At 44.7% G+C, this 23,548-nt stretch carries 22 protein-coding genes and 1 other RNA gene; 11 read left to right on the top strand and 12 right to left on the bottom strand.

Going from position 1 to position 23,548, the window contains the following annotated elements; genetic code table 11:
• Positions 1-35: 35 nt before the first annotated feature.
• From priC to L4D78_RS15180, 4 genes are all read left to right on the top strand, one after another.
• Positions 36-587 (top strand): primosomal replication protein PriC, encoded by a 552-nt coding sequence (priC, locus tag L4D78_RS15195; RefSeq protein ID WP_428467710.1) that lies wholly within the window; start codon positions 36-38, stop codon positions 585-587.
• The gene (locus L4D78_RS15190) at positions 587-1,504 is read left to right on the top strand and encodes a histone deacetylase family protein (protein ID WP_428467709.1); all 918 of its coding nucleotides are present in this window, start codon (positions 587-589) and stop codon (positions 1,502-1,504) included. Before priC ends, L4D78_RS15190 begins: the two co-directional genes overlap by 1 nt.
• A gap of 79 nt (positions 1,505-1,583) precedes the next feature.
• A complete protein-coding gene (rsmS, locus tag L4D78_RS15185; protein WP_428467708.1) occupies positions 1,584-1,751 on the top strand; it encodes a pleiotropic regulatory protein RsmS in 168 nt (55 codons plus the stop codon).
• Between the two features lie 266 nt (positions 1,752-2,017).
• Positions 2,018-3,373 (top strand): hypothetical protein, encoded by a 1,356-nt coding sequence (locus L4D78_RS15180; protein ID WP_428467707.1) that lies wholly within the window; start codon positions 2,018-2,020, stop codon positions 3,371-3,373.
• 90 nt (positions 3,374-3,463) lie between these two features.
• On the opposite strand, the gene L4D78_RS15175 is transcribed toward L4D78_RS15180, so the two are convergent.
• The 4 genes from L4D78_RS15175 to L4D78_RS15160 form a co-directional block, all read right to left on the bottom strand.
• Positions 3,464-3,970 carry a glycine cleavage system transcriptional repressor gene (locus L4D78_RS15175; protein ID WP_428467706.1) on the bottom strand — a complete coding sequence of 169 codons (507 nt, stop codon included), beginning with the start codon at positions 3,968-3,970 and terminating at the stop codon, positions 3,464-3,466.
• A gap of 185 nt (positions 3,971-4,155) precedes the next feature.
• Positions 4,156-5,619, bottom strand: coding sequence for a methyl-accepting chemotaxis protein (locus L4D78_RS15170; protein ID WP_428467751.1), 1,464 nt, complete (start codon positions 5,617-5,619; stop codon positions 4,156-4,158).
• Between the two features lie 275 nt (positions 5,620-5,894).
• Positions 5,895-6,383, bottom strand: coding sequence for a hypothetical protein (locus L4D78_RS15165; protein WP_428467705.1), 489 nt, complete (start codon positions 6,381-6,383; stop codon positions 5,895-5,897).
• A 314-nt stretch (positions 6,384-6,697) separates the two neighbouring features.
• Positions 6,698-7,933, bottom strand: coding sequence for a M20 family metallo-hydrolase (locus tag L4D78_RS15160; protein ID WP_428467704.1), 1,236 nt, complete (start codon positions 7,931-7,933; stop codon positions 6,698-6,700).
• Positions 7,934-8,344: 411 nt separating this feature from the next.
• Between L4D78_RS15160 and L4D78_RS15155 the strand changes: the two genes are divergently transcribed.
• The gene (locus L4D78_RS15155) at positions 8,345-8,716 is read left to right on the top strand and encodes a hypothetical protein (RefSeq protein ID WP_428467703.1); all 372 of its coding nucleotides are present in this window, start codon (positions 8,345-8,347) and stop codon (positions 8,714-8,716) included.
• 179 nt (positions 8,717-8,895) lie between these two features.
• Here L4D78_RS15155 and ahpF read toward each other — a convergent pair whose 3' ends face one another.
• From ahpF to L4D78_RS15135, 4 genes are all read right to left on the bottom strand, one after another.
• Positions 8,896-10,488, bottom strand: a complete 1,593-nt coding sequence (gene ahpF / locus L4D78_RS15150; RefSeq protein ID WP_428467702.1) for an alkyl hydroperoxide reductase subunit F — start codon at positions 10,486-10,488, stop codon at positions 8,896-8,898.
• A 221-nt stretch (positions 10,489-10,709) separates the two neighbouring features.
• Positions 10,710-11,267, bottom strand: coding sequence for an alkyl hydroperoxide reductase subunit C (gene ahpC / locus L4D78_RS15145; protein WP_428467701.1), 558 nt, complete (start codon positions 11,265-11,267; stop codon positions 10,710-10,712).
• A gap of 479 nt (positions 11,268-11,746) precedes the next feature.
• An RNA gene (gene ffs / locus L4D78_RS15140) (signal recognition particle sRNA small type) lies at positions 11,747-11,843 on the bottom strand.
• 173 nt (positions 11,844-12,016) lie between these two features.
• The gene (locus L4D78_RS15135) at positions 12,017-12,751 is read right to left on the bottom strand and encodes a VP0952 family biofilm-associated protein (protein WP_428467700.1); all 735 of its coding nucleotides are present in this window, start codon (positions 12,749-12,751) and stop codon (positions 12,017-12,019) included.
• Positions 12,752-12,847: 96 nt separating this feature from the next.
• On the opposite strand from L4D78_RS15135, the gene L4D78_RS15130 reads away from it, so the two are divergent.
• Positions 12,848-13,153, top strand: coding sequence for an MGMT family protein (locus L4D78_RS15130; RefSeq protein WP_428467699.1), 306 nt, complete (start codon positions 12,848-12,850; stop codon positions 13,151-13,153).
• A 30-nt stretch (positions 13,154-13,183) separates the two neighbouring features.
• On the opposite strand, the gene L4D78_RS15125 is transcribed toward L4D78_RS15130, so the two are convergent.
• Positions 13,184-13,603 carry a YbaY family lipoprotein gene (locus L4D78_RS15125; RefSeq protein ID WP_428467698.1) on the bottom strand — a complete coding sequence of 140 codons (420 nt, stop codon included), beginning with the start codon at positions 13,601-13,603 and terminating at the stop codon, positions 13,184-13,186.
• 138 nt (positions 13,604-13,741) lie between these two features.
• On the opposite strand from L4D78_RS15125, the gene tesB reads away from it, so the two are divergent.
• The gene (tesB, locus tag L4D78_RS15120) at positions 13,742-14,620 is read left to right on the top strand and encodes an acyl-CoA thioesterase II (protein ID WP_428467697.1); all 879 of its coding nucleotides are present in this window, start codon (positions 13,742-13,744) and stop codon (positions 14,618-14,620) included.
• A 56-nt stretch (positions 14,621-14,676) separates the two neighbouring features.
• Here tesB and L4D78_RS15115 read toward each other — a convergent pair whose 3' ends face one another.
• From L4D78_RS15115 to L4D78_RS15105, 3 genes are all read right to left on the bottom strand, one after another.
• Complete coding sequence (locus tag L4D78_RS15115; protein ID WP_428467696.1) at positions 14,677-16,464, bottom strand: ABC transporter transmembrane domain-containing protein; 1,788 nt, start codon at positions 16,462-16,464, stop codon at positions 14,677-14,679.
• Entirely contained in the window at positions 16,461-18,203 is a 1,743-nt protein-coding gene (locus L4D78_RS15110) for an ABC transporter transmembrane domain-containing protein (RefSeq protein WP_428467695.1), read from the bottom strand. Before L4D78_RS15110 ends, L4D78_RS15115 begins: the two co-directional genes overlap by 4 nt.
• 172 nt (positions 18,204-18,375) lie before the next feature.
• Positions 18,376-18,849 carry an Lrp/AsnC family transcriptional regulator gene (locus L4D78_RS15105; protein WP_428467694.1) on the bottom strand — a complete coding sequence of 158 codons (474 nt, stop codon included), beginning with the start codon at positions 18,847-18,849 and terminating at the stop codon, positions 18,376-18,378.
• Positions 18,850-18,992: 143 nt separating this feature from the next.
• On the opposite strand from L4D78_RS15105, the gene L4D78_RS15100 reads away from it, so the two are divergent.
• From L4D78_RS15100 to L4D78_RS15085, 4 genes are all read left to right on the top strand, one after another.
• Positions 18,993-20,066, top strand: a complete 1,074-nt coding sequence (locus tag L4D78_RS15100; RefSeq protein ID WP_428467693.1) for a PLP-dependent cysteine synthase family protein — start codon at positions 18,993-18,995, stop codon at positions 20,064-20,066.
• A 229-nt stretch (positions 20,067-20,295) separates the two neighbouring features.
• The gene (gene queC, locus L4D78_RS15095) at positions 20,296-20,994 is read left to right on the top strand and encodes a 7-cyano-7-deazaguanine synthase QueC (RefSeq protein ID WP_428455874.1); all 699 of its coding nucleotides are present in this window, start codon (positions 20,296-20,298) and stop codon (positions 20,992-20,994) included.
• 246 nt (positions 20,995-21,240) lie between these two features.
• Entirely contained in the window at positions 21,241-22,485 is a 1,245-nt protein-coding gene (locus L4D78_RS15090) for a BamA/TamA family outer membrane protein (RefSeq protein ID WP_428467692.1), read from the top strand.
• 14 nt (positions 22,486-22,499) lie between these two features.
• The gene (locus L4D78_RS15085; protein WP_428467691.1) at positions 22,500-23,522 is read left to right on the top strand and encodes a hypothetical protein; all 1,023 of its coding nucleotides are present in this window, start codon (positions 22,500-22,502) and stop codon (positions 23,520-23,522) included.
• Positions 23,523-23,548 lie beyond the last annotated feature (26 nt).

Below are 23,548 nucleotides of genomic sequence, written 5' to 3'. Positions count from 1 at the left end.
CAAGAGCCAAGCTTGAACCCTATAAAGAGAATACGATGCCAGACCTTCAACGTTTAGACGCTATTGTTTCACAACTTGCAGTTGACGCAGCCAATACCGACCGTCAACGCGGTGAAGCTTACCGCCCGCTTTTTGATGAACAACTCTTTTTATGTCGAAGTAAATTGCTAACGCCTTGCATCAATGAGATCCGCAGTGAAATTAGTGCATTAAGAAATGAGCAGCGGGCAGGCAGACTACTCCCTTCTCGAACTCAACACATTTGTGAGAAGATCGTCGCTCAAATTCAAGCAATACAACGTGAATTAGCCACACAACAAATCCGTAAAAATGAGCCCAAGCGCGGACGAGGCTGGCGCAAGCCTATTCATGAACTCCATCAAGATTTAGCTCAGCACCGAGAATGGGAGCGACGTTTGTCTGCCATGCGACGTGATAAAGAGTCGATGCTAAACCGATGCTCAACCTTGGCAGAGCAGCAGACCCTACAAAAAGAGGTGCTTGCCCTTGAAGGACGTTTAACCCGATGCCAAACCGCCTTAGCCAAACTTGAAAAAGACATTAATCAACGGGAGCGTAAAGGATAATGGCCCTACCGCTGGTTTACCACCCAATTTATTCCCAACTCGAATTACCACCAGAACATCGCTACCCAATCAGTAAATACCAGCGATTATTCGAACACCTCAATGTGTTATTGGAGATAGATAAACGTAGTGACATTATTTTGCATCAACCCTGCCCTATCGGTGTCGATGAAATAAAAGCGCTGCACGCGCCAGACTATATTGATGCCCTGCTCTGCAATACCCTGCCTGCAGCGAAAATGCGCCGCATTGGTTTCCCATGGAGTCAGCAATTAATCGACCGTACCCTAATGTCATCGGGTGGAACAAAACTCACTGTCGAGCTTGCCTTAGACTACGGTATTGGCATCCATTTAAGCGGTGGTTATCATCATGCCCATAAAGACTTCGGCAGTGGATTTTGCCTAATCAACGATCTGGCATTAGCGGCAAATCATGCACTCACACTTGATAATATTGATACTGTGCTAATTATCGACTGTGATGTCCACCATGGTGATGGTACTGCAACACTGATGGCTGATAACCCCAACATCATTACTTTCTCAGTCCATTGCGATAAAAACTTTCCCGCCAGAAAGCCTGACTCTGATATTGATCTCGCCCTGCCGAAGAGCACATCGACCCAAGAGTACCTTGCTGCATTTTCAAGTATTTTGAATCTAACACTGGCGCAATACCAGCCAGATTTAGTGATCTACGATGCGGGAGTTGATATCCACCAACACGATGAGTTGGGCTACTTTAATGTGTGTACTCAAGGTGTTTACCAGCGAGATCACTTTGTTTTAAGCCAATGTAAAAAAGCCGGCATCCCAATCGCTGCTGTCGTTGGCGGTGGATACCGACACGACCACCAGCTCTTGGTTAATCTACATGCCCAATTGATCCATTCCGCAATTGACGTGTATCTGTAATGACAGCAAACAGAAATTCGCAGAGCTCAGTACATCAATGGTAAACTGCCGTTAACTTTCATCAGCAACTGACAATATAATGACAGATCAACAGAAGTCTCCACTTGATGATGCCCCTGCCGATATTAAACTGGCCGTCGATTTAATTTACCTGTTTGAGACAAACGAAATCGACCCTGAGGTTGCACTATCAGCTTTGAAGATCGTCGTTAAAGATCTAGAAGCAAAAAAAGCCAATAACCTCTAATAGACCCAGCCTTACAGGGTTACTTCATTTAACCCTGTTTGATTATATTCTACCAAACTCATTAAATGACACGTCAATAATAAGCTTTGATATCGACTTAACACTAGCTATTTATTACTTTTAATTAAGGCTTTCTTTTTAATAAATAGATCTAATTATTTAAATTATTTAATCTAACGATTAGAATAGCCGTGATTAATATTACATTCTTATAAAATCACCAATTTAATTACTCAATTATTGTATTTACCATTATGGAGTCGAAAATGAAAATGGAATTAAAGGTTACAGCATTAGCTGCCGCCATTTTTTTGTCAGGTTGTGCGTCAGATTCTGATTCAACAGCAAGCCTTCCACTTGAAAGTAACCAAACAGAATTAGCAGTCCAAACCAACGCACTGTCCCAAGACATTGATAATGCCAACGAATTATTAAAGACCGCAAAGCAGGATGAACTATCTTGGTTTGCAACCATCCCGATGCGTGAGGCTAATAATGCTTTAAAAGAAGCAAAAGAATATTATGCTGTATTTGAAACTGATCCTAGCAAAGCAAATAGCAGCATTGGTTTTTTCAGTTCAAAAACTAATATTCAAGCCGCTGAAGAAGCAATAAATAACTTTAATATTAATGTTAATAAAGCGAATGATATTCGTAAACAATCATTATTATTACTGGATGAAGCCTTCTCGTACCGAGCACAATTAAACACGATTGAGTCTGCTAAATATTACCCAAGAACAACCGACCAATTAGAAAAAGATCTAAAACGTTTAGTCGACTTTATTGCGACCAATCGCTCTCCTCGAGCAATTTCAGGTCAACCCGACTTAGTCACGAAGCAGCGTGCGCTAGAAGTTAAAACAATCACCAACATTTACCTAACGCCAGCGAAGAAAGAATTAACTCGCTTGAATAATGCAAATGTTTCACTTCATGCTCCAGATACACTAGCAGCCGCAGCAGCAAGCCTTGCAGCTGCAGAAGCTTTCATTGTGTCAGAACCGCGTGCTATCGCTAAAATTCAAGACAAAGCTGCTGAAGCCATGTTCTCGCTAAAACATGCAGGAAACATTGGTGATGTCGTTAAAAAGCTAAAAGCGATGCCCGAGAGTAACTACGAGCGCCACGTATTAAGCTTTGAGAAGATCCTACTTAATATTTCTGTCGCATTAGGCGCTGAAGATATGCGCGATCAGCCAATCGGCACTCATGGTAAAAATCTTGCGGCCGTCATCAAGCAACAGCAAATGAACTCAAGCGATAGTAAGCAAGCGCAGCAACAACTTATTGCACAGCTAGCACAAGAGCAATCAAAGGTAGAGCAGTTAACACAAAACGTAGCCGCTTTATCACTTGAGAATGAGAGAATCGCACTGCTTGAAGCTGAAGTTGCTCAACTTAATACGAACGAATTGACAGAAGGTCTGACTGACTCAATCGAAGATACCACTGCAGCACTTGAAGAAATGGAATCAAAGACTTCTGAATCTACAGTCGAAGACACAGCAAGTGATGTCGAATCAGTAATGACAGATGTTGAAACCGCAGAACCTATGGCAGTAGAAGCGCAAAGCGATGATGCTGAAACGATCTCAACAGCTGATTCAAACGTTAGCTAAGACTGTTCAATAGAGTCAATCAAAAAGAGGTGAACATGTTGTTCACCTCTTTCTTCTTAATCGCTTACAGCAAAACTAGCTTCGCTTTTGTTAGTGAACAATATTCACCCTCATCCCATCTTCGACCTGTTGAACAGCATCAATCAATTGTTCCGTATTCAAACTATGGGGGACATCAACCGTCAACTCGGCAAAAAACAGCGTCTGCCCGAGATCAGGGACACCAATACGGTGGTTTTCTATTTTGATAATCGCGATCCCTATATCGTCAAGGATCTGAGTGATGTCATGAACAATACCAGGACGATCGCTTGATTCGACTTTTAAGGTGAGAAGATCGGTCTTGATCGGTTCAAGTGACTGTGGGTTTTCGACAATACGAACGTTAAGATCTTGCTGTTCAGCAAAAGCTTGCCTTAATGACTCGACCGATTCAGATGGAATATCAATTTTCAATATACCCACCACCTGAAAATCAAGCCGGTTTATTTTACTTACCAACCATTTGCCGCCCAGCTCATGGGTCTTTGCTGCGAGCTGGTTGATTAATTGAGGATGATCTTGGCCTGCTAGTGTGACCGTTAACTGAGTACTCATACGCTCCCCCTCTACACCAAATAACATAACAAGAAAACTTGTTATATACCCAGCCTAGCAAGGTGGTGCAAAAACTGCCGTGATTCGGCTCTATAAAGCGCTGAGATTTATGTTTGTTTCATGTCTACATTCACAAACTGAATAAAAAGAGCCAGTCTCTCTACTGGCGCTTTATTTCACTTATTTTACGATGCTGTTTGATATTTTTCTAAAATTTGACCGAGCGTCCGTGACGTACTGCTTAGCACTTGGCTATTGGTCACAGATTGCTCTGTCGCCAATTGGAGTTGTTCTGATTGATTACGGATGTCATGAAGCTCAGAGGATATATCATTAGACACACACGTTTGCTGCTGTGCGGCTGTTGCTATTTGCATACTCATATCCATCACTAATCGTGCCGAGTCTGCAATTGCCTCTACATCGCTGCCTATTTCGGTAATCATGTCCCTGCTCTGATAAGCCTGTTCTAAGGTACCTGTGGTGATCTGAGAAATACTGGCCGTTTCAGATTGTAATTTATCTATCATGGCCTTAATTTCAACTGTTGCTTGTTGCGTACGTCCCGCTAGGGTTCTAACTTCGTCAGCGACAACGGCAAAGCCACGTCCTTGCTCACCCGCTCTCGCAGCTTCAATTGCGGCGTTCAATGCCAGTAAATTCGTTTGCTCTGAAATTGCGTTAATCGTGGTGATCACAGCATTAATTTCTTCCGCTTTCTCGTTTAAACTATTCACAGTACGAGAAGCTTCATCTGTTTGTTCCGAAAGTTGCATCACAACTTGTATAGCATGCTGGACTTTCTGGTTACTTTGGTCAATTTTCTGCATATCCGCATCAGATTGTCCTGACGTTTTCTGAGCAAGACCAGAGATATCATTGGCAGAGGCTGTCATTTCTTCCATTGCCGTCGCCACAGAGTCGACAGATGTATATTGCTGCTGTATCTGCTGCTGAGACGCTTTTATTTCCGCAGAAGAGGCGTCTGTCGCTTGTGCCAAGGTATCTGAACTGTTTTTCACGGTATTAACCAAATCGCTCAACGTATCCATTGTTCGGTCAAGTTCAAAGCCAATAATCCCAAATTCATCGCGGCCAACATGAAAACCTAATCGTGATGTTAAATCACCATCAGCAATACGGCGGGTTGCTTGGTGCATAACCCACAAGGCGCCACCAAGGAATGTTGCAAGCCAGTAAGAAAGCAATCCAATAGGTAGAAGTACCAGCAAAGAATAGAAAAAATCAGCCCGAGCCTGACTTTTTAAAGTATCAAAACGAGTACCAAACGAGAGAGTAAGCTGGGCATTACCTTGCTGGTTTTGCAGCGCCATAATCGCGGTGCTCTGAGTGTCAGTTTGGCCTACTTGCGCATAGGTAGAAACCAGCGTTACACCCTGCTTTGACAGTAATGAACGTTGTGCTTGATTATCTAGGTTGGAGGCCTGAACGGTATTCACAATAGCACTCAACTGAGATTGAGTCTCTTGGAGGTGGCTAACCTTGTATTGCGCAAGCCTGTCGACATAGTGGCTAGCAGAAATGCTTACGACCAATAGGCTAATTAAACCAAAAAATAACCAAAACTTATCGTTAATCGACATCTTTACAAATAGCCGATCAATTGTTCTAAACTCAACTTCTCTCATCATTATCCAGTCTGAATCTCATTTCATTTGAGAATAATAACAAGATTCACACTAAAAATGTGACAATAGATCACACCTAACAATCATACCCCACAGCAATATTCATCGAAGGTTGATATTGATCACACCTATAAGTTCAACACTGCAATTTGCTTTGTTAGAAATTCGACATTTTATCGAGGGGATAAGAAAACCAATAGAGAGTGACAGGCATAAAAAAACGGCAACTATGTGAGATGCCGTTTTTTATATCTGTAAACAGTCAGGTATAGCGCTTAGATGCCAGCGCGCTTTAGTAGACCATTCATCAAGTTAGAGCTCGATTTAACTTGCTTCGATTTATTCTTAAGTTCACGAACTAACGATGTATCATTCATTTCGTTCGCGATATAAATCATCGATTGATACATATCACGTGGTGTTTTAATGCGCTTAGTATCGTTTAGCGGACTGATGATCTTAACCACATCACCACCCGTTTTCTTATTCTTCGTTGCATACTCTAAAACAGAGTCCAGCAATCGGTCTAAATCAATTGAAAACTCATTATTTTCAATGCCTTGCTTTTTCATTTCTTTGCGGTTTTTCTTGCGAACCTGCTTAATAATAAATGCAGGTTTGTTGATTTTCTTGTAGCCGAAATAACCAGCTAAAATCAATAAGGCCACACCACCAGCTACATAACCCCAAATCGAACCAGAAGATTCAGCAACAGGCTGGATAACTTCAGCGGCATTCGTAACAGATACTGGTACATCAGACATATTGGTAACCTTTAAATTCTTTGTCGTAACGGAACACTGAGACATTATGCACTCTGCTGTTGCAGAACTATGCGATTTATCAATTTTTCATTCGAATAGGGTGATCGAGTTCAAAAAATTGAACATTTTATGGTCGATTTAACCCACGAGAAACACACTATCGATAGTAAAAAGGCCAGCTCTTCATCCTAGCCGACCTTTATCCTTTGCATAATATCAGCTCAAAGTATGCAACTTCTGCCTCTGACAAACAACGATCAGCTTGTCAGCCAGCGTCGCTTTTTCTCTAACTCTTGGGTTAGCTTGTAACGCCCCTATCGATCTTCCATGTTAATAATAAACTGTGTCAGTACCTCGGCACCGGCTTCTAAGTGCTCATCGGCGGTGTACTCTTGTGGGTTATGACTAAACCCTTTTTCACTTGGCAAGAACACCATGCCAACCGGGCAAACGGCGGCAAAAATACCGGCATCATGACCTGCACCGCTATGGATAGGCACGGCCTGATGGCCCGCTTGCTCTGCTGCTGCACCCAATTGAAGTTGCAACATTTCATCCATTGCCACAGCAGGCCCCTCGCCCATGATTTCGGTCTCGAACTGCAAACCTTCTTTTTCAGCCAATTGCTCACAATAACCAATAATCTGGCGATGCAAAGCATCAAGCTCACTGTCGCTCACATCACGGACATCAATTTCGAGGTGGGCGATAGCCGGAATAATATTGGCGCGATTTGGCAAACAAGTGATACGGCCAGCAGTAATGGTGGCGCTGTCGGTGGTGTGAGACTCAAGTAAAACCGGGATCTGATGGATGAAACCTGCCGCTGCCACCATGGCATCTCGTCGCTGATCCATTGGTGTCGCACCAGCATGGTTAGCCTGACCATAAAACGACAGACGCACCCGTCTCAGAGCACTGATGGCGCTAACAACTCCCAAAGAGATACCAATATTATCGAGCTTGGCAGCCTGCTCGATATGGAGTTCGATAAACGTAGCCGTGTTTTGGGCATTATATTGTTGGGTAGGAACCACTTCCGGTGACAAACCGTTTTGCTGACAGGCTGTGAAATAATCGACCCCTTCGGTATTTTTCAGCTGCTTGAGATCTTCAAGAGTGAACTGGCCTGTCACCGCCTTGCTACCAATGAACGGGCTTTTAAAATCACACCCTTCCTCAGCTTCAAGGGCGATAACTTCAACAGGAAACTCAGTCTGCACTTGGCGGCGGTTCAAATCGTCAATCATCTTCAGGCTACAGGCAATACCCGCCAAGCCATCGTATTTACCGGCATTACGTACAGAATCATAGTGGGAGCCAAATACGACAGCCTTGGCCTGACAATCTTGTCCTTGGCGGCGACCCCGCACATTACCAACATGATCAACATAGGCTTCTAGACCCAGTTTATTCATTGTCGTAACAAGGTACTCCCTAGCCTGTAGTGATTCTTGGGTGCAGGGAAAGCGTGTGACACCGTCAGAGGTGGTCGAAAAAGTCGCCATATCCTCAAGGAAGGAAGCGATTGAAAACGAATAATCATCCATGATTAGCACAACAAAGTAATTAATGTATTAAATAGGAACTGTAGTATGCCCTAATTACAGGTAACTTGTTAAGGTGCCAGCTGCATCAACATTCAACTTTTTCGGTTAAATATTGAAACCAAAGCACAGATTTGAATGACTAAAACTTCTCACTTCGCTATAACGAATAAACCTCCCGTTTTCATATTGATCTGATGACGTCTCTTTTTTGGAGCATACATATAGAGCTTAATTTGTTCTTATATTGCCTCTATCGCTCGCTAAACAATGCGCGATGCGGCTTGTTGCAGGATAAATGTTAATATGACCAATGAATTACCTCACATTAACGCTAAAGTTGATGCTGAAACATGAGCTAGAGCGTAAACTTGAGCCAGTGATTAAATCCCAGCTAGAACAGGAGAACCAATAATGACTCATGAGACTAAAACAATGGAAGTGCCTGTTGCTATCGCCGATAGAGTGCAAGCTCTGATTGATGGCTATAAAGCCAAAGAGAAGTTCAATGCTGAGCGTAAGGTGGTGGTGAACAACTTACTTGCCATGGATGGTCTTAGTTGTGAGATGGCCGTTTATAGTTTGCCGCAGGGAGAGTTGCTAGACACTCTCCGGTTTGTGTATGAACTTTCCGGTACTAACAGCAAGTTCGTTAAAAACATACTTACACAATCCAGAGAGAACCCAAAGAAGGTCTTATCCGATGCTCAGAGATCATCAGCAAAGAGCCTGCTATTTAATCTAATCAATGATCCTTCGGTCGTTTCAGCCATGAAGGAGATTTAGTCACCCCACGTTAGACAGCGCTACTTTCAGGGCTAATCGAATAGCTCGACTATCAGAAGCTGCTCGCCTTAGTTGCATGTAGAACCGGATATAAAAAAGCCACTCCTAATTCCTTAGGAGTGGCGTCGAATTTCCGACAAAGCAGTAAACAATAACGTTTAGGACAGTAGACAATAATCTTAAGCGGTTTCAGCAATCTTCGCTGGTGCAGGGGTACGGATTAGGTAATCAAAAGCGCCCAGACTGGCTTTTGCACCTTCGCCCATTGCAATGATAATTTGCTTGTAAGGAACCGTAGTAACATCACCCGCAGCAAATACACCGCTCATCGACGTTGCACCGTGCGCATTGATCTCGATTTCACCGCGTGGTGATAGGTCAACCTTAGTTCCCTTTAGCCACTCACTGTTTGGCATGAGACCGATTTGAACAAAAATGCCTGCTAGTTCAATTTGCTTAAGCTCATCGGTATTACGGTCTTTGTACTCAAGGCCTATTACTCGGTTACCATCACCCAGAACTTGCGTGGTTTGAGCCATTTTGATGATGTCGATGTTCGGTGTTGCGTTCGCTTTATCAATCAAAACTTGGTCTGCTCGTAGCGTATCAGCGAATTCTAGAACCGTTACGTGCTCAACGATACCTGCTAGGTCGATAGCCGCTTCAATACCAGAGTTACCGCCACCGATCACTGCTGTTTTCTTACCTTTGAATAATGGGCCATCACAGTGTGGGCAGTAAGCAACGCCCTTGTTACGATATTCTTGTTCACCCGGTACGTTCATTTCACGCCAGCGAGCACCTGTGCTCGTGATAACGGTACGAGCACGCAGTACAGCACCGCTTTCTAGCTCAACATGAATATAACCATCGTTTGTATTTTCTGCATCGATGATGTTGGCAGCGCGTTGCTCAGTCATCACCTCGACGCCGTATTCTTTAACGTGCTCTTCTAGGCTCGCAACCAGCTTAGGACCTGTGGTCGCTTTCACTGAGATAAAGTTCTCGATTGCCATAGTATCCATCACTTGACCACCAAATCGGTCAGCAACAACACCAGTGCGAATACCTTTACGAGCAGCGTAAATTGCCGCTGATGAACCCGCAGGGCCACCACCTACAACCAGAACATCAAATGGTTCTTGTTTATTAAGGTTTGTCGCTTTCTTTTCTGCCGCGCCTGTATCCACCTTGTTTAAGATTTCAGCCAGAGACATACGTCCTTGACCAAATAACTCACCATTGATGAACACACTTGGTACTGCCATGATGTCACGAGACTTCACTTCGTCCTGGAATGCAGCACCGTCAATCATGGTTGCTTTAATTAGCGGATTGATTGCAGACATCATGTTGAATGCTTGAACGACCTCTGGGCAGTTTTGGCACGACAGTGAAATAAAGATCTCAACGTTCAAGGGCGCATTAAGTTCTTTGATTTGCTCGATTGTTTCCGCTTCAAGTTTAATCGGATGACCACCACTATGAAGCAGTGCTAGCACGAGAGAGGTAAACTCATGCCCCATCGGTAGGCCGGCAAAGCCAATCGACGTGCCTTTTTCTTTGTTCACAACCTGCATAATTGGCTGACGCGTACTTGCGCTGTCATCGCGGGTTACTTTAATTTTGTTTGTAAGAGATGCAATATCATCTGCCAACGCTTGAAGCTTATTAGCGGTTTCGCTGCCATCAAGGCTAAGTACTAACTGTACATCTGTTTTTAGGTTTTCTAGGTATGCTTTAAGCTGCTGCTTCATTGCTTGATCTAACATAATCGTGCCTATTCTTAAATTCTGTTTTTGGTATTGACCAATACCTTCTTGCTTTAAAGGAAAATAAAAAGGGGCGCAAGTCGGCAAACATTTTGTAGGGTGTATACCCAATCAACTTGGGTGAATAGTCTATTTTGGGGGCGGCACGCCCCAGCCCTTTAGGAGGTAGGCCAAGCGTGCCTGTCAAACCGAATAGTGTCCGCTATTCAGTTGATTCTTTGTTAGATTTTACCAACTAGGTCTAGAGATGGTGCTAGAGTCTCTTCGCCTTCTTTCCATTTTGCTGGGCAAACTTCACCTGGGTTTGCTGCTACATATTGTGCTGCTTTAACCTTGCGTAGTAGATCTTCAGCGTCACGGCCAATACCTTCAGCAGTGATTTCCATCGCTTGGATAACACCTTCTGGGTCGATTAGGAAAGTAGCGCGGTCTGCAAGACCTTGACCTTCACGCATTACGTTGAAGTTGTTTGTGATAGTGCCAGTTTGGTCACCTACCATGAAGTACTCGATAGTACCGATTTTGTCTGAAGTGTCGTGCCACGCTTTGTGAGAGAAGTGCGTGTCAGTCGATACTGAGTAAACTTCTACGCCACGAGATTGTAATTCTGCGTACTTATCTTGAAGGTCAACAAGTTCTGTAGGGCATACAAACGTGAAATCTGCTGGGTAGAAAAAGAATACTGCCCACTTACCTTTTACGTCTTGCTCAGTGATTTCTACGAACTCGCCGTTTTTGAATGCAGTTGCTTGGAATGGTTTGATTTCTGAGTTGATCATGCTTTTACTCTCTTTCTAATTTATCGTTGTGACGCTGTACCGCGTCGATGGAGCTATATTGCATCCCAACCGGAAAATTGTGAAATTGGACATTTCTATTGATTTGATAGGTAAAATCTATCTCAAAGAAAGATGAACCATAGAAAATAGCGATTAAGCCCGAGTCATTTGATATGACGTAAGCTTTCGCATGCTAATCGTGATAAAGAAAGTGTGTTGAGGGGGGTGAATATTTAGAGGGCTATTGGAGCCTTTGAATTTTTAGAAGTGAGGGCATATCAATAATGACAATAAGCTAAAAACACTGTACTCATCCATACATATTAGTCGGTGGTATAGTAGATTTATTGCTATTGTTCTAAAGGAGTAATGCTTAAGGATAGAGATCGAATCTGAGTATTTTAAAGGGGTTAAGTATAAAAAGAAGTGCTATAGATATGGGATATGGTGAAATCACCAAACGCTAGATGGGTGGAAGCCCCCACCAGCCACATCCCGGCACACACGACGCCTGCTGCGGTTGCTCCCTTCCGGGCCTGGCCGAGTTCACAGGTTAGTGTTGCGGGAGGACCAATGGGGGCCTCCATAGATTCTTTGTCTCGCTAAGAGAACGAGATGGATTATCCGTTAAGCCTGAACATATTGCAAGGCTTGTTATCCCTCGAAACAACCGAATGCCGATTTATTGGTCAGTAATCAGTGTTTGGATGAATCTTCAAACAACCGTCGTTAAATAAGCAAGTTAGCCGCTAAATTTCTTCTTCAGGGTCTTCTAACAGATACTCACCCAATAGCGCCCCTCCCAATACCAATAACCATGCGACTAGCACAGGGCTTGGTACTTCAAACCAAGGAACGAGCACGAGTGTGGCAAAGCCTATTGCGGGTAAAATCCAGCCCATTCTTGGCACCCACTCGGCAATTTTGCTATTTAGCATCCCTTGCAATGCCGCGATAATCCCCGTTATGCATAACGCAACGAGTGCAGCATGCCCCATCCCACCGACCCATAATGGTACGACTAAGAATAACGGCCACCATGTATTACCTTCAACGGGACGCCAACTACGTGCTGCGATCCAAATAATACCAACCGCGATGATTTGAATAACCGTATAAACCGGCGAACCGGAAAGTTTGCCTTCCCCTTGCAGGGCCATTAGCCCTACATCCATAGCCAGTACAATAGCAACCAATAAAGTCGCTAGCTGCCATGAACCTTTCGGCGAGAAGCAAACAGCAAAAACTGGTAACATCATAAAGATACTAATAGACAGTGCGAGCGGTTGCTCGGGTAGAACCAACCCGAATGATCCTAGCCCAACAAGCAATAACCATGCACTGACCCCTCCTTGTGGCAGCAGCCATAAGGCAGGTATCGCAAGGGCTAGAGCGGGCAGATCTCCTTGGCTTTGACCTAATGCACCAATACCAACAATAGTCAGCAAAATACTGACCATAACGAGTAACGCGGCATACAACATGGTAGCACCTCCTTGCGTTATTCAGATAGCAGCAAAAAATAACAATACCAGTGGGTATTACAGCCCTATCCGTTTTTGTTTGATACAGGTATAAATATGGACGATTTCGCGAGTCAAATCTACACCCAAGTTCACCAAATTCCGATTGGGAAAGTGGCAACTTATGGTGATATAGCAAAATTTTCAGGCTTTCCCGGATATGCACGGCAAGTTGGGCGGTTAATGGCAACGTTGCCAGAGGGATCGAGTATTCCATGGCATCGCGTTATAAATGCGAAAGGAATGATATCGCTGACGGGACATGATCTTACGCGGCAACGTAAAAAACTTGAAGTAGAAGGGGTAGAAGTATCAGAAGTGGGTCGTGTGCGTTTGGCCAAATATCGCTGGGACGGTTATTAAACACCCCAGCGATATTCACACGAATAAGGTTTATTTTACTTTAATTAGTACCAAATTTTTCTGCAGGGTGTTTGCAGGATCGGTAATCACATGGTTTGCCGTATCGGTAATGAACATTAATTTACCATCGACCTCTATACGTGCACTCACCGCATAGTTTTGCTGAGGCTTTATATCATCACGTAAAAAGTTTAGCTGATAAGCAAACGGGACTTGGTTGCCGTCGGCCAAAAACGCCTGACGACTGATCACTTCGGCTGCCACATCCATTTTCGATACATCAGATAGAGTAACGGTAATTCGTGCATTATTAGGCAACGCTACTCGCTCACGGTACGTCAATGTACCTGCTACCTGCTCTAAACCTGTATTCTCTTCAACCAAGTTGGTACATGCTGATACCACTAACGCTAAAAATAGCGCTGAAATCAGTAGTAAAACCCGTTTCATTTTCTCTCCTCGTTGTATTCAGCATGAGTTGCACTTGAACTAATTTGCAAAGTGGATGATTATCATATTAATAAAAGAAGAATCATCTTTATCGCTATTACTTTTATCCGTAATGATAACATTTTTTATGGAGCACCAATGAGCAAAGAACTGAATGAACTTCTCACTCTTCTACATTTAGAACAGCTTGAGCAGGGCTTATTTCGCGGGCAAAGTGAACATTTAGGCTTGCCGCAAGTATACGGCGGCCAAGTGATCGGTCAATCTCTTTCTGCTGCCAAAGAAACAGTAGAAGAAAGCCGTCAGGTGCACTCTTTCCATAGTTACTTCCTACGCCCAGGGGACCCACATAAACCCATAATTTATGATGTCGAAAAGCTCAGAGATGGTCGGAGTTTTAGCACTCGACGAGTAAAGGCCATTCAAAATGGTCGCCCTATTTTTTATCTCACAGCATCCTATCAAGGCGAGGAAGAGGGATTCAGCCACCAATCTACGATGCCGAATGTGCCAGCGCCAGAGACTCTGAAATCAGAGCAAGCACTGATCAAAGAAATCGCTCATGGATTACCCAAAGCTGCTGTTGATGCCTTTGGGTGCGAGCGCCCGATTGAAGTGCGTCCAGTCAATATTGTTAATCCATTAAACCCTAAAGCGATAGAATCTAAGCAATACTTGTGGATCAAGGCTAATGGCGAGATGCCAGACGACCCGCGCATTCATCAATATTTGTTAGCTTATGCTTCCGACTGGGGTTTTCTCGTTACAGCCTTGCACCCGCATGGTGTCAGCTTGTTATCACCCAATATGAAAGTCGCGACCATTGACCACTCAATGTGGTTCCATCGCCCATTTAGAATGGATGAGTGGTTGCTGTATGTTATTGACAGTCCATCTGCCAGTGGGGCAAGAGGGTTTGTTCGAGGTGAGATCTACAACCAAAAAGGTGAATTGGTCGCGTCGGCAACCCAAGAAGGATTGATGCGCCATTCTGCCTCAAGCAGTAAGCCTTCATAGCCACTGTAGCCAAATAACCTGCTAATAAAAATAAAGCCGCTAATGCGGCTTTATTTTTACATTTCCGTCTCAAGTTGCTGAAGGTGTTCACCCGCTTGCTGCAACTGGTACATCTGCCAATAATGATCTTGATGAGAGAGTAACTGCCCGTGGGTTCCGCGCTCTACTATTCCGCCTTGGCTTAGCACCAATATTTCATCCGCATCGACAATCGTCGATAAACGATGAGCAATCACGATAATACTCATATCCTCACGCAATGCTGCTAACGCCTGTTGAATATGCTGCTCTGTGCCGGAATCAATATTTGCCGTTGCTTCATCCAATATTAAGATTTTGGGTTTTGCAACGAATACTCTCGCCAAGGCTAACAGCTGCTTCTGTCCGGCAGAAAGGTTCGCTCCACCGCCGCCAAGAATAGCGTCGAGCCCTTTATCATATTGTTGAATTTGCTCAGTAAGCCCGACTTTATCTAGTGCTTGCCAAATCTGTGTATCATCAATAGGTTGGTTTATATGTCGCTGTTGCCGACCAAGGGTAATATTCTCTCTCACGGAAGCACTCAACACATGCGGGTCTTGCTGCACCATCGCAATACCATCGCGTATTACAGAGTGTGACAGTGCTAATAAAGGTCGGCCATCAAGCCTAACTTCCCCTTCACTAGTCGGATAAAACCCCACCATCAGCGACGCGAGGGTACTTTTCCCGCTTCCGGTATGGCCAACCAAAGCTAAAAACCCGCAATGAGGCACGGTTACATTGATATCATTTAGTACAGGTTGCTTGCCGTCGTAGCTAAAACTCACATTACTGCACTCAAGCTTTCCAGATTGCATCTCAACCAGATCATCGCCGTAAGCTTGTTGCCGAGCATCAATAAGGCCAAATATCCGTTCACTGGCAACAAGCGCCTGCTGCAATAGCGACAATTGTTGGGTCAACTCGATTAATGGTTCAGTCACCCGCCCCAGATAACTGATGAAGGCATACAACACCCCGACCCCAATAAGCTCAACACCACTCACGCCAAACAAAGCGACCAGCGATAACAGCGCAACACCAGACAGGAAATCAATCAATGGCCGCAGTAAAATGCCATTCATTTTAGTCACACTGATTTGGGCTCGGAGATGATCCTCGGTCAGCGATGAGAACTGCTTGTAAAACGCTTTTTCCTGCCGCATCAGCTGTATTAGGCTCATCCCCTGAATTGACTCGCTCATCGATGCATTAATATCCGCCAACAAATCACGCATGCGCCGATAAGCTGCCGCACTGCGACGCTGATAAAGCACCATAATCGCCACCACGACTGGCAACAACACCAATACCACCAAGGTTAACCGCCAGCTAATAATGCTCATCACGATCAGCATCACAATGACTAACGTGACATTTTTTAATACGGTGGCGATAACATAGACATAAAAGTCTTTCAGCGATTCGGTGTCGTTGGTTACCCGAGAAATCAGCTTACCTGTCGGCATATAATCAAACGCCGATAGTGGTTGATTCATAACCCGACTAAACAGCTGTTTACGCACAGTTTGCACAACATTAATCGCGATTTCATTAAAGCGAAGTGATTGCAAATATCGCAACCACGCTGTTGCGATCATTAACCCAATATACGCCATCGCCAACAACGCAATATCGACTTCTGGGAAGCTATTTGTCGCAATATTCTTATCAATAAAGTGCTGGATAAGCCAAGGACCTGAAACATCGGTTACTGAAGCAACCAATAGCAAACCAATGGCAACCACTAGCTTTTTTTTATCCGCTAAGGCATAGCTTAGTAAGCGCTTTAAGATAGGTGTATTCAATGTCTTTGGGCTCATGATCCACCCTCCACTGCCTGTTCCAATTTTTGATAGCGGTACATTTCTGCATACCAATTATCTTCGGCTAACAAGGCCCTGTGGTTGCCACGTTCGGTCACTTTACCTTGTTGGAGCACCAAAATTGAGTCGGCATCTTCCAACGCGGTTAGACGATGGGCTATCACTATCACCGTTTTCCTTTTTTGCCGTTTTAGGTTCGCAAGTATTTGATGCTCAGTTTTCCCATCAACCGCTGATAAAGCATCATCTAATACCAAAATTTCAGCGTTAAGTAGCAATGCACGAGCAATTGCAATTCGCTGCTTTTGGCCCCCCGAGAGGGTGATCCCTTTTTCACCAACCAAGGTTTGATAGCCCTCTGGAAACTGCATAATATCGCTATCAATGCAGGCCGCTTGCGCGGCTTTTCGCACCAGATCCAAAGAGGCTTCTGGCCGGCCTAGTGCAATATTCTCAGCAATAGAGCGGGAAAATAAAAACGGACTTTGGCTCACCACTGCAAACCGGCTACGCCACTGATCAAGGTTTGCGTGACGAATAGCTACATCGCCATAATAAATACTGCCTTGCTCTAGCTCCTGCTGACGCAATAACAGGGCTAACAGCGTGGATTTACCACTGCCTATTGGCCCAGCAATGCCTAACATTTGTCCGTTCATTAAACTGATGTGGAGATCTGACAGAGCGGGGTGCTGTTGGCCATTCCAACAAAAGCGTTCAATCGCAATTTGTAACGGCTGCTGGGTGTCATACAAGGGTTGCTTACCACTGACAATATCTGGCTGCTCGTTAAAAATTGATTCAAGCCGATTCCATGCAGCAGAACCCCGTTCAAGAATGTTGAACAGCCATGCCATCGCCAGCATCGGCCATATCATTAACCCTTGATATAGCGTAAACGCCGTCAAATCCCCCAGCGTCAACCGTCCGTGGTGCACCATATAGGCTCCCCCAGCAATACTGAGGAAAAAAGACATGCCTATCGCTATTTGGATCACGGGATCGAATTTCGCATCGACCTTTTCAACCGCCAGATTCTTTTCACCAACAGCATCTACAACGCCAGCAAAATCGGACTGCTGCCGTTGCTCTAAACCGAAAGCACGGATCATCCTAACGCCATTAAGGCTCTCTTGTGTTTTATCGGTGAGATCGGAAAAAGCCGCTTGCGACACAGAAAAACGATGGTGCAATTGGCGGCCGAGGAAAAAAACCGCAATCGCCATAAATGGCATTGGCAGTAAAGCCAATAAGGTAAGCTCCCAACTTAACATCGTGGTCATAATGAAGAGTACAGCAATACCCGTAATCAAAGAATCAGCGGCAGTTAACACCCCTTCGCCAGCAGTCATAACAACGGCATTCACATCATTACTTGAACGTGCCATTAAATCACCGGTTTTATAACGCTCGAAGAAAACAGGTGGATGAAAAGAGAAGTGTTTATAAAGCCGGTTACGTAGCACAGTGCCGAGCTCTGCTGCGGCACCAAACAACCAAATCCGCCAGACAATCCGCAATAAATAAACAATGAACCAAAGCGCCACCAACCCACCAAGCCATAAAAGCATGGTACGCTGATCAATATCGCCACTGACAACGCCATCCACTATCCAGCCAATGGCACGCGGGGGCAATAACTCAAAAAGAGAAACAACCACGAGGATCATAATAGCCCCGGTATATCGCCGCCATTGCTGGCGGAAATACCATCTTAGCTGCCAGAATATTCGCATCGCCCCTCCATACATATGCCTTAACTAATTCTTTTCATTATGAAAAAGAAACAGCAACACGATCAACATGAAAAGTGCCTACAGCTAAAAAAACACACGATTAACTATAGCTTTGCGAAACAGTACTCAATATTCAGAAGAGTTGATAAAAATATAACCGCATTTAAATGCTTTATACTGGTAATGCCGTCGTGTACTTCAGTGGCTCCATCGCAAATGTGGAGGTTACATTAGTCAGGCCTTCAATGCTGTTTACTAGCTTCTTGTAAAACAAATCGAATGCGGCCATATCAGCGACTTGTACTTTCATCATGTAGTCGTATTCACCCGCCATACGATAGAACTCCATGACTTCAGGAAACTCAGAAACGGTATCGACAAAGCAGTGGTACCACTCTTTTGAATGATTGCTCGTTTTAATTTGCACAAATGCCGTGAAGGCCAAACCCAGTTTTACCGGATCAAGTAAAGCAACTCTCTGACGCAGCACACCACTTTCTTCTAGCCGCTTCAGACGCTTCCAGCACGGTGTCGTGGTCAGGTTGACAGCTTCAGCCAGCTCTGCCAACGACAATGTGCCGTCTTGTTGCAGTAAGCGTAAAAGTATTCTGTCATTCTTATCTAACTCTGCTACTTTATTACCCATAAAAACCACCTTGGAGTAAAATTTTCTCCATTATACGTATCACACAGTAAATAAGATAAAGATTTTTTCTTCATTCCCGATTACATTATTGATATAGCATAAAAATACTTATCAAACGCTGCCGAACACAACGAGGAACAGCCATGAGCCACGACCCACAATGGATAAACAACGCTATCCGTAAGATTGAAGCAGACTTTCAACGCTCTGCAGATACTCACTTAATTAAGCTTGATATTCCCGTGCTTGATGGCATTGATATCTACCTGAAAGATGAGAGTACCCATCCGACGGGTAGCTTGAAACACCGTCTGGCTCGTTCACTGTTCTTGTATGGATTGTGTAATGGCTGGATTGGCGAAGACACCACCATTATTGAATCATCATCGGGTAGTACTGCCGTTTCAGAGGCGTACTTCGCTCGACTGCTCGGTGTACCTTTTGTTGCTGTCGTACCACGTAAAACCGCGCAGAAAAAAATCGAACAAATTGAGTTCTACGGGGGCCGCGCTCACTTCGTCGATTGCCCTCGCGAGATCTATGCCGAGTCTCGCCGCCTTGCGAAAGAGCTTAACGGCCACTATATGGATCAATTCACCTTTGCCGAGCGTGCTACCGACTGGCGTGGTAACAACAACATCGCTAACAGCATCTTTGAACAGATGGAGCTGGAAGAGCACCCGATCCCGATCTGGATTGTCATGAGTCCAGGTACTGGTGGCACATCAGCAACCATTGGCCGTTATATTCGCTACCAAATGCAGCCAACAAAGTTATGCGTCGTTGATCCTGAGAACTCAGTATTTCACGACTACTACAAAAGCCGAGATTTATCCCTGACAGGTACGGTCGGCAGCCGCATTGAAGGGATTGGCCGCCCAAGGGTTGAGCCTAGTTTTATTCCTGATGTAGTCGATGAAATGCGCACCATTCCCGATGCTGCCAGTATTGCGACCGTTCACTGGCTTGAAAAGCTATTAGGCCGCAAAGCTGGCGCCTCAACAGGAACCAACTTACACGGCGTGCTGCAACTGGCTTGTGAAATGAAAGCGCGTGGAGAAAAAGGGTCTATCGTCACGTTGCTGTGTGATAGCGGTGAACGCTACCTCGACACTTATTTCAACGCTGATTGGATCAGCAACAATATTGGTGATATTTCAGGTTACCTTCGCCAGTTAGAACAATTTGAGCAAACAGGTAAATTGATGCCTATCTAAGTCACTTGAGCTGTAGCCACCTACTCTTTTACTTTATCGCCAAGCCGCAACCTTTTGTTGCGGCTTTTTTGATTGTTTGACACGCCTTCGTGTTCAATACCTTTTCTCTTTATCCATGCTGCGGTAGCATTGCCATGCCAATAGAGAACCTGCTGTTGGTCTATCTTTTATTTTAGATAGTTCCCTACCGACTGTTTTTCGGTACGAATACAATTTAGGACGAAGAAACATGCGCAAAGCTGTTGTTGTTTTTAGTGGCGGTCAAGATTCCACCACTTGCCTGATCCAAGCCATGGCAAATTTTGATGAAGTTCACTGCATTACTTTTGATTATGGTCAACGCCATAAACTTGAAATCGAAGTGGCTCAATCTATTTGTAAAGAGCTCAAAGTGACGGCGCATAAAGTCATGGATGTCGGCTTATTAAATGAGCTCGCTATCAGCTCTCTGACGCGAGATAACATTGAAGTGTCTCACGAGCTACAAGCGAATGGCTTACCGAACTCATTCGTTCCAGGCCGCAATATCTTATTCCTCACTCTTGCTGGCATTTATGCTTATCAAATTGGTGCTGAGGCGGTGATCACTGGCGTGTGTGAAACCGATTTTTCTGGCTACCCAGACTGCCGTGATGAGTTTGTGAAATCCCTGAACCAATCACTGGTACTGGGCATGGATCGTCCGCTGAATATTGAAACCCCACTCATGTGGCTCAATAAAGCAGAAACATGGGCACTGGCTGATCAATATAACCAGCTGGATTTTGTTCGCCAGAAAACCTTGACCTGCTATAACGGCATCATTGGTGACGGCTGTGGTGACTGCCCTTCTTGCGATCTGCGCAAAGCGGGCCTTGATGAATACCTTGCAGATAAAGATGCCATTATGGCGGAATTGAAAACCAAGCAAAATGCAGGCCGCGCTTAACTTAAAAGCGCTATTTGGGGTCAATGCACAAATCTAAGGGTGAACCATTTTCACCCTTTTTTTACCTTTCCTAATTTACAATATGCCATCTTATAAGTTCGCTTTTCACCAAATCACGACGAATACCTTGCTGCCCATGAACTGTTGCTGCAGCCAACTCTCACTATAAAGTACGACTAAGTAGCTATAACGATGACAGCTTATCGATATTTAATACTGCCATTATATGGTATGTCATTTTATATAATGGCAGATGAATCACAACAAACGACGAGTTTGCCACCAACCGACCGGGCCGAAATCCCTTTTTATGTCGACCAGACAGAGGCAGAAGTGGGGCTTGAGCGATACCAGCATGCTATCGACCAGCTAAAGCGCCAGCCTAACAGCCAAGCAACCAATAAGCTTATTGATGATCTGGAATATGCAGAAAAAGATTACCTTGAGATAAATGGATTGCCCAAATTCACTTTTCTCGGCGGCCCTGCATACACACCAGAACAAGGGATATTAGTCGCAGTCGGTGGACTCTATTCCTTTAAAACCGATCGACAGCTGCATGGACTGCAGCGCTCAAGCGTATCCATGTTTTTAGTTGGCAACTATGTTGATAACGATGTCGGCTACGGGCTTCGTGCTAAACACAATATTTTTTGGAATAACAATGATATCCAGTTTATTGGCGAATGGAATGCTGGCGTACAAAGCAAGCATTACTGGGGGATTGGTTATGAGCAGGCACAACGTTTTGACCTCGGTGATGACACCAAACAAACCGTATTAAGTAACAATTACCGCGCAAACCTGAATTTCCGGCTACAAGGAGATTGGTTTGTCGGGCCAGCAATCGCCATCGAATACTACTCCCCTCAAGGTGATGAAGCACCTGCCGCTGCGCAAGATGACACTAACTACAACGAATTTGAAGATAAGCCATTTACACTCGGGCTTGGTGGCAGCCTCGCCTATGACTCTCGTGATGTCGCTGTCAATGCTTGGCAGGGGCAATACGCCAAAGCCCAATACTTAATCTTCAATAGCGCCTTTGGCAGCCAAGCCGACTTTCAATTACTCAATCTTGAGCATCGCTATTACTACAGCCTAAGTCCAGGACAAGTTGTCGCGACGCTCGCTAACTTTCAGCATAGCTTTGGGGATACGCCCTATTACGCCATACCAACCCTTGGCGGCCCTACATCATTGCGGGGGTACTACAAAGGCCAATACCGAGATAACGCTGTTGCTGAATTTACCACCGAATACCGACATACCTTCCGCCGCTCTAACGGCGAGTTATCCAAGCACGGCATGACACTTTGGAGTGGTATTGGTTCTATTGCTGAAGAGGCTTCAGCCCTTGGTCAAGACAGCTTATTTAGCTATGGCATCGGCTATCGCTACGAAGTTCAGCCGCGAATGAATGTCCGGCTCGATTTGGGCTTTAGCGAACATGGCGCCGCGTTTTACTTTAATTTCACCGAAGCATTTTGATCAGAGGCATGATCTTGAAACACCAATCGTCCATTTTAACCCTGAGTTTACTGGCAAGTTCGCTTTCGATTCACGACGCTACAGCCAATGGCTACACACCAGCACAAGAGCAAGCGCAGCAAGAAATAGATAACCTTCACTGGAGCGGCTTACCTGTCTTTGGTGAGCAGGCCAGAGCATTAGGGTACGATCTACCGATACCGGTCGGGTTCGGGATCTATATGAATACTCAGGAAGTCGAGTATATTGCTGAAAATGACTTCGGGATCTTAGCCAAAGGCGGCACGCTAGGTCGCCTATGCGGGTTTGGCGGCAGTAGTTCATCGTCACGAATTCCATCCAAGCCAAGTAAACCTCAACCAGGTAGCGGCGAATGTGCTATGAGTATTCCTGCAGAAAATGTCAGCATTACCGGTAAAGATGAGAGTATCCAGCTCCGCCTTGATGCATGGATTTTTCCCTTTATGAATGTCTATGGCCTTGCGGGTTATACCCGAGGCTCGAAAAACATTCTGGCAGATTTATCCAATGTTACTATCAATGGCCGCCAGACCAACGGGATCAATGCAACTTTACCGCTTAACCTGGAGTATGAAGCCTATAACCTTGGATTAGGCACAGTACTCGCGACCCAATTTACCCCTATCAACGGCATGCGCCCAATCATCGTAACCGCTGTCGGGGCAATGACCAACTCATGGACAACAACTACTGATAGCACCATCAAAACCTACATTGGCGCCTTACGAGTTGGCCAGCGCTATGATTTGCCCCATGGGAAACTGACCCTAATGGGGGGCTATACCTATCAGATGATCCAACAAAACGTCAGTGGTACCATTGATTTAGCAGGAACGGAACTAGATAACCTTGCAGATACCATCGACTTTGATGTTGATTTAAAGAGTAAAGAAAGCAACAACATGGCTGTGACTGCCGTTTATGACTTTGGCGATAACAATGAATGGATGATCTTCGCCGAATACGGTTTTCTTAACTGGAACCAGCTAACCTTTTCAGTCGGGCGCCGTTTTTAAGCACAAAAACAAAAAAACCGAAGCCT

It is taken from the genome of Photobacterium minamisatsumaniensis (assembly GCF_050336695.1).
Classification (GTDB): Bacteria; Pseudomonadota; Gammaproteobacteria; order Enterobacterales; family Vibrionaceae; genus Photobacterium; species Photobacterium minamisatsumaniensis.
Note: the sequence above shows the minus strand (reverse complement) of the source record. Positions and strands in the feature narration are given on the sequence as shown.

Bases quoted from the DNA above. Each gene is read 5' to 3' on its own strand.
- priC (WP_428467710.1), top strand. From the start codon at position 36: ATGCCAGACCTTCAACGTTTAGACGCTATTGTTTCACAACTTGCAGTT.
- L4D78_RS15190 (WP_428467709.1), top strand. From the start codon at position 587: ATGGCCCTACCGCTGGTTTACCACCCAATTTATTCCCAACTCGAATTA.
- rsmS (WP_428467708.1), top strand. From the start codon at position 1,584: ATGACAGATCAACAGAAGTCTCCACTTGATGATGCCCCTGCCGATATT.
- L4D78_RS15180 (WP_428467707.1), top strand. From the start codon at position 2,018: ATGAAAATGGAATTAAAGGTTACAGCATTAGCTGCCGCCATTTTTTTG.
- L4D78_RS15175 (WP_428467706.1), bottom strand. From the start codon at position 3,970: ATGAGTACTCAGTTAACGGTCACACTAGCAGGCCAAGATCATCCTCAA.
- L4D78_RS15170 (WP_428467751.1), bottom strand. From the start codon at position 5,619: ATGAGAGAAGTTGAGTTTAGAACAATTGATCGGCTATTTGTAAAGATG.
- L4D78_RS15165 (WP_428467705.1), bottom strand. From the start codon at position 6,383: ATGTCTGATGTACCAGTATCTGTTACGAATGCCGCTGAAGTTATCCAG.
- L4D78_RS15160 (WP_428467704.1), bottom strand. From the start codon at position 7,933: ATGGATGATTATTCGTTTTCAATCGCTTCCTTCCTTGAGGATATGGCG.
- L4D78_RS15155 (WP_428467703.1), top strand. From the start codon at position 8,345: ATGACTCATGAGACTAAAACAATGGAAGTGCCTGTTGCTATCGCCGAT.
- ahpF (WP_428467702.1), bottom strand. From the start codon at position 10,488: ATGTTAGATCAAGCAATGAAGCAGCAGCTTAAAGCATACCTAGAAAAC.
- ahpC (WP_428467701.1), bottom strand. From the start codon at position 11,267: ATGATCAACTCAGAAATCAAACCATTCCAAGCAACTGCATTCAAAAAC.
- L4D78_RS15135 (WP_428467700.1), bottom strand. From the start codon at position 12,751: ATGTTGTATGCCGCGTTACTCGTTATGGTCAGTATTTTGCTGACTATT.
- L4D78_RS15130 (WP_428467699.1), top strand. From the start codon at position 12,848: ATGGACGATTTCGCGAGTCAAATCTACACCCAAGTTCACCAAATTCCG.
- L4D78_RS15125 (WP_428467698.1), bottom strand. From the start codon at position 13,603: ATGAAACGGGTTTTACTACTGATTTCAGCGCTATTTTTAGCGTTAGTG.
- tesB (WP_428467697.1), top strand. From the start codon at position 13,742: ATGAGCAAAGAACTGAATGAACTTCTCACTCTTCTACATTTAGAACAG.
- L4D78_RS15115 (WP_428467696.1), bottom strand. From the start codon at position 16,464: ATGAGCCCAAAGACATTGAATACACCTATCTTAAAGCGCTTACTAAGC.
- L4D78_RS15110 (WP_428467695.1), bottom strand. From the start codon at position 18,203: ATGCGAATATTCTGGCAGCTAAGATGGTATTTCCGCCAGCAATGGCGG.
- L4D78_RS15105 (WP_428467694.1), bottom strand. From the start codon at position 18,849: ATGGGTAATAAAGTAGCAGAGTTAGATAAGAATGACAGAATACTTTTA.
- L4D78_RS15100 (WP_428467693.1), top strand. From the start codon at position 18,993: ATGAGCCACGACCCACAATGGATAAACAACGCTATCCGTAAGATTGAA.
- queC (WP_428455874.1), top strand. From the start codon at position 20,296: ATGCGCAAAGCTGTTGTTGTTTTTAGTGGCGGTCAAGATTCCACCACT.
- L4D78_RS15090 (WP_428467692.1), top strand. From the start codon at position 21,241: ATGGCAGATGAATCACAACAAACGACGAGTTTGCCACCAACCGACCGG.